The organism is Rhodoferax sp., assembly GCF_010365055.1.
Lineage (GTDB): Bacteria > Pseudomonadota > Gammaproteobacteria > Burkholderiales > Burkholderiaceae_C > Rhodoferax.
This window is the reverse complement of sequence record NZ_JAAFHA010000155.1, coordinates 1-5,315: the sequence shown is the minus strand read 5'-3', so window position 1 is coordinate 5,315 and position 5,315 is coordinate 1. Positions and strand designations below refer to the sequence as shown.

Annotated in this window: 3 protein-coding genes and 1 pseudogene; 2 read left to right on the top strand and 2 right to left on the bottom strand. The window is 62.4% G+C overall.

Annotation, left to right across the window (positions count from 1 at the left end):
* Window positions 1-181: 181 nt before the first annotated feature.
* Window positions 182-889 (top strand): annotated as a pseudogene (locus GZ093_RS19955) (EAL domain-containing protein); the annotation flags it as partial.
* A gap of 16 nt (window positions 890-905) precedes the next feature.
* Entirely contained in the window at window positions 906-2,450 is a 1,545-nt protein-coding gene (locus tag GZ093_RS19950; RefSeq protein ID WP_296489405.1) for a sensor domain-containing diguanylate cyclase, read from the top strand.
* A gap of 295 nt (window positions 2,451-2,745) precedes the next feature.
* Here GZ093_RS19950 and eda read toward each other — a convergent pair whose 3' ends face one another.
* Both eda and edd read right to left on the bottom strand, forming a co-directional pair.
* Window positions 2,746-3,372 carry a bifunctional 4-hydroxy-2-oxoglutarate aldolase/2-dehydro-3-deoxy-phosphogluconate aldolase gene (eda, locus tag GZ093_RS19945; RefSeq protein WP_296489404.1) on the bottom strand — a complete coding sequence of 209 codons (627 nt, stop codon included), beginning with the start codon at window positions 3,370-3,372 and terminating at the stop codon, window positions 2,746-2,748.
* 33 nt (window positions 3,373-3,405) lie between these two features.
* Window positions 3,406-5,226 (bottom strand): phosphogluconate dehydratase, encoded by a 1,821-nt coding sequence (edd, locus tag GZ093_RS19940; protein WP_296489403.1) that lies wholly within the window; start codon window positions 5,224-5,226, stop codon window positions 3,406-3,408.
* Between the last annotated feature and the right edge of the window lie 89 nt (window positions 5,227-5,315).

Genomic DNA, 5,315 nt, shown 5'->3' with positions numbered 1-5,315 from the left:
CTGCGCCTTGCCTTGCCTTGACGGGCGCTCGCATGGGCGAATGACAGTGGAACCTCATCGAGAACAAATGGTGTTTCGATGCCCAGACCTGCCAGCTCCTCGGCATCGACCCCGCGACGTTCTCCGGGGCCGAGGAAGCAATCTCCACAGCAGTGCATCCAAGTGAACATACCAGCCCAAGGTTGCGCTCGATAGCGGTCGCATTGTCGGGGTTGAGGCTTTGATCCGCTGGTTGAGCCCTGAACGTGGCCTGGTGCCACAGAGCCAATTCATTCCGCTGATGGATGAGACCGGGATCATCCTGCAAGCCGGGGCCTGGGCGCTGCGTCAGGCAGTGCACGACTACGACTACTGGTGCGAGCGCGCACTGGTGGCGCCGCGCATTGCGGTCAACGTGTCGCCGATCCAGTTGCGCCAGCGCGACTTCGTGCAAACCGTCGAAAAAATACTCCAGCAGGGCGTCCGCCCGCACGGCATCGACCTGGAAATTACCGAGAGCCTGATCATGGAGGACGTGGCGGGCAATATCGAAAAACTGGAAGCGATCCGAAGCCTTGGAATCTGCATCGCGATCGACGACTTCGGCACCGGCTATTCATCGCTGGCGTATCTGGCACAATTGCCGGTTAAAACAGTCAAGATCGACCGCGCCTTCATCATCACCATGCTCAAGAATGCCAAGGCCATGTCGCTGGTTTCGACCATGATCAGCATGGCTCATGCGCTGCGGCTGAAGGTGGTGGCGGAAGGTGTGGAAGAAGAGGAGCAGGCAAAAATGCTGCGCTTGCTGCGCTGTGACGAAATGCAGGGCTATCTGTTTAGCAAGCCGCTACCGCTGGATCAAATGACGGCGTTGCTGGAGCATGCGGCGGGCAAGACACAGTCGTAGCTGTTGCGCCACAGTGATGAAACCCAAACGCATCCCAACCATCCGCTCCAGGCTGATCCTGCTGGTCATGGCGTGTATTCTTCCAGCGGCGTTGCTGGTAGCGGCGTTGATCTCCTACGGCTACGATCAGGGCCGGGCGCAACTGGTGCGCGAATCCATGTCCACTGCACGCGCCATGATGTCAGCGGTTGACATGGAACTGGCCAGCACGCAATCTGCCTTGCTGGCGCTCGCCACCTCGCCCTATCTGGCGTCCAATGATCTGCCCGCCTTTTATGCGCAGGCCACGGACGCACTCAAAAACCTGGACGTTGACAACGTCGTGCTGTTCGATCAAAACGGTCAGCAGGTCCTCAATACGCTGCTGCCATTGGGAAGCAAGCTGCCGACCGATAGCAATACGGCGCTGCTGCAAGTATTCAAAACAGGACGTCCCGTGACGCAGGATATCTTCTCGGGCGCGGTCAGAAAGAACTTTGTGCTGGTGGTTTCGGTGCCGGTGCGCCGCGGCGACAACGTCATTTACGCCCTCGCGGCGGGCCGCTGGCCGGAACGCCTGTCCGCGCTATTGACCCAGCAACGTCTTGCTGCGGGCCGAATCGCCGTGGTGTATGACAGCAGCGGCACGATTGCGGCCCGCACCCATCAAATGCAGCGCTTTGTCGGAACCAAAGGCCCGCCGGACGTGATCCGGCGCGTAACGCAGGTACGCGAGGATGCGATGGACATCGTGACGCTCGAAGGTATTCCGGTGCTGGCGGTCTTCAGCCGATCGGCCATCTCGAACTGGACGGTGGCCATTGGAATTCCCGCTGCCGACCTGACTGCCCAACTGGTGCAGCGGCTCTGGTGGTTGGTGGCCGCCACCGTGGTCCTGCTGCTGGCGAGCCTGACGCTGGCGTGGGTGATTGGCGGCCAGATCGCGACATCCATTCATCAATTGGCGGCCCCTGCACTGGCGCTCGGGTCGGGCGCGGCGGTGCGGGTTCCCTCGCTGCGCCTGAAGGAGGCGGACGAGGTCGGCCGGGCGCTGACCAAAGCGTCAGAGCTGTTGGTGGCGGCCCAGCATCGGGGCAATCACGACGTACTGACCGGCCTCGCCAACCGGGCGCTGTTTCACGAGTTTCTCGATCATCAGCTCGCGATTTGCGAAAGGACCAACGCGCGTCTCGCCCTCTTCTATATCGATCTTGACGAATTCAAGGCCGTCAACGACCTGCATGGACACGCCATTGGCGATGAAGTGTTGCGCACGGTTGCGGCACGTATCGTCGCTTCGATTCGGAAATCCGACCTGGCGGCCCGCCTCGGTGGCGACGAGTTTGCGCTTATCGTGAACCCGGCGGAATTGGATACCACTCAGGTTTTGGCAGCCAAGTTGCTCGACATCTTGTCAGCGCCCTATTCGATTGGCGCGCTGACGTTGGAACTCTCGGCCAGCATCGGCATTGCAAACTACCCTGAGTTGGGCACTACCAGCGAGGCACTGGCACATCATGCGGACCGAGCCATGTACCAAGCCAAAGCCGCCGGCAAACGACGCTATGCCGTGGCGGCTTGAAACGAACGCCCCATAGGGGAAATCCAATTCGGTCGTTAGCCGTAGTTGTCGCAGCTAATTGAACGGCTGCTTTCTAAGTCGGGCTAAAACCGCTTTCGCAGCGTTACCGTCCCCTAGGTTCTCAAAACGAATACCCGCTTCGGGCCCAAGGCCGCAGCTCAACGATGACTTGTGAACGTCCGCGATGGGTTTTGCGGCATCGCTCACACGTGGATGCCTGCGCTTAGTTTTGGAGTTTATAGAATTATTTTGATAGCTACTGGCGCATATTCGACGTGGTCTAGAGGCCTAATTCTTATAAATTCTTGGTGGCACGCGCCAGTTCGGTGATGCGCGCCCAGTCGCCCTGCGCCAAGGCGTCAAAGGGCACCAGCCAGGAGCCACCGACACACAGCACATTGGGCAGCACCAGCAAATCGGGGGCGTTCTGCAATGTCACACCACCGGTCGGGCAAAACCTGACGTCAAAGAACGGGCCGCTCCAGGCTTTGAGCATGGCCGCGCCACCCGCTTGCAGCGCCGGAAAGAACTTCAGTTCGGTAAAGCCTGCTTCCAGCGCCTGCATGATTTCACTGCCGGTCGCCACGCCCGGCAACAGCGCCAGACCAACATCGCGGCACGCCTGACCCACGGCTGGCGTGAAACCGGGGCTCACCGCAAATCGGGCACCGGCCATGGCGGCGGCCTGGGCATCGGCGCGGCTACGCACGGTGCCGGCGCCAACCACGGCCTCCGGCACCTCCCGGGCAATGGCCTCGATGCAGGCCAGCGCCTGCGGCGTGCGCAGCGTCACCTCCAGCATGCGGATGCCACCGGCCACCAGGGCGCGCGCCATCGGCACCGCATGAGCCAGGTCGTTCAACACAATCACCGGGATCACCGGCGCGTCCTGCATCACTTGCAGTGCGGTCAAATTCTTCATAGGTGTTGTCTCAATTTCCAAGTGAATTTCAAATCAAAGCCAGCTGCAGGCGCCCTGCTCTGCTGACAAGGCATTGCGCCGCATGCTGGCAAACAGCTCGCGGCCCATGCCCAGGCCGTTGGCCTCAATCAGCGCCTGGGGCATCGGCTGCGTCGCGCGCGCCTCCCATTGGGCCGCATCCACCAGCACTTGCAGCGTGCCGGCGTTGGCATCCAAGCGGATGATGTCGCCGTCGCGCACCTTGGCCAGCGCGCCGCCCGCCGCCGCCTCCGGCGAGACGTGAATGGCAGCCGGCACTTTGCCCGAGGCGCCGCTCATGCGGCCATCGGTGACCAGGGCCACCTTGAAACCTTTGCCCTGCAGCACCGCCAGCGGCGGCGTGAGCTTGTGCAGCTCGGGCATGCCGTTGGCCTGCGGGCCTTGCCAGCGCACCACACAAATCAGGTCGCGGTTGAGTTCATCGGCCGCAAAAGCCACATGCAGCGCCTCTTGCGAATCAAACACCCGGCACGGCGCCTCGATCACATGGCGGTCGTCGGGCACGGCCGAAATCTTGATCACGCTGCGCCCCAGGTTGCCGGCAAGCAGTTTGAGGCCGCCGTGCGGGCTGAAGGGCGCGCTCGCGGGCCGCACGATGGCGTCGTCCTTGCTGGAACCGGCATCCTCCCAGTGCAGAGAGCCGTCAAGACTGGCGCTCGGTATGCCGGTGTACTCACGCAAGCCACCGGTGCGCACGGTCAGCACGTCGGCTTGCATCAAGCCAGCGTCCAGCAGTTCGCGGATGACAAAGCCCGGGCCACCGGCGTTTTGGAACTGGTTCACATCGGCGGCGCCGTTGGGGTAGACGCGGCTCAGCAAAGGCACCACCTCGGACAAGGCCGAGAAATCATTCCAGTCGATGACGATGCCCGCCGCACGCGCCACGGCCACCCAGTGAATCAGGTGGTTGGTCGAGCCGCCGGTAGCCAGCAGCGCGACCATGGCATTGACAATGCAGCGCTCGTCCACCACCTGGCCAATCGGTGCAAAGCGCCGCGCCTTGGTGATGCCCAGCACGGTGCGCAGCGCCTCGCGCGTGAGCTCTTCGCGCACCGCGGCGCCAGGGTTGATGAACGCAGTGCCCGGCACATGCAGGCCCATGGCTTCAAGCAGCATCTGGTTGCTGTTGGCCGTGCCATAAAAGGTGCAGGTGCCCGGGCCGTGGTAAGCCTTTGATTCGGCTTGCAGCAACTCGGCGCGCCCGACCAGGCCTTGCGCGGCGAGCTCGCGTACCTTGGACTTTTCGCCGTTCGACAGGCCCGAAGTCATGGGCCCGGCGGGTACAAACACGGTCGGCAGGTGGCCGAATTGCAGCGCCCCGATCAACAGCCCCGGCACGATCTTGTCGCACACGCCGAGCATCAGCGCACCGTCAAACACATCGTGGCTCAGCGCAACGGCGGTCGCCATGGCGATCACATCGCGCGAGAACAGGCTGAGCTCCATGCCTGCCGTGCCTTGCGTGATGCCGTCGCACATGGCGGGCACGCCGCCGGCCACCTGGGCGGTGGCGCCGCCTTTGCGAGCTTCCTGCTTGATCAGTTCGGGATAGTGCTGCAACGGGGCGTGCGCTGACAGCATGTCGTTGTAGGCCGTGACGATGCCAATGTTGGGCGCACGCTCGGTCACGACGCGCAGCTTGTCATTGGCGGGCATGGCGGCAAAGGCGTGCGCCACATTGGCGCAACCCAGGCGCTCGGGGCCGGGTTTGCGGTTGGCGGCCAGGGTCAGGCGCTCCAGGTAGCTGCTGCGGGTGGGCTGACTGCGCTCAATGATGCGCTGGGTGACGGCTTCGACGGTTTGGTGGAGTTTCATGATTTTGTCAAATCTTGGTAACTAAATTACAAGTGGCCTATATTACCCGGTCTGCGTGGTGTGTGGCTATTTGACCTATGCGTCAATTC

What these genes read in the sequence shown, in the direction of transcription:
- edd (WP_296489403.1), bottom strand. Translation starts at nt 5,226, where the DNA reads ATGAAACTCCACCAAACCGTCGAAGCCGTCACCCAGCGCATCATTGAG.
- eda (WP_296489404.1), bottom strand. Translation starts at nt 3,372, where the DNA reads ATGAAGAATTTGACCGCACTGCAAGTGATGCAGGACGCGCCGGTGATC.
- GZ093_RS19950 (WP_296489405.1), top strand. Translation starts at nt 906, where the DNA reads ATGAAACCCAAACGCATCCCAACCATCCGCTCCAGGCTGATCCTGCTG.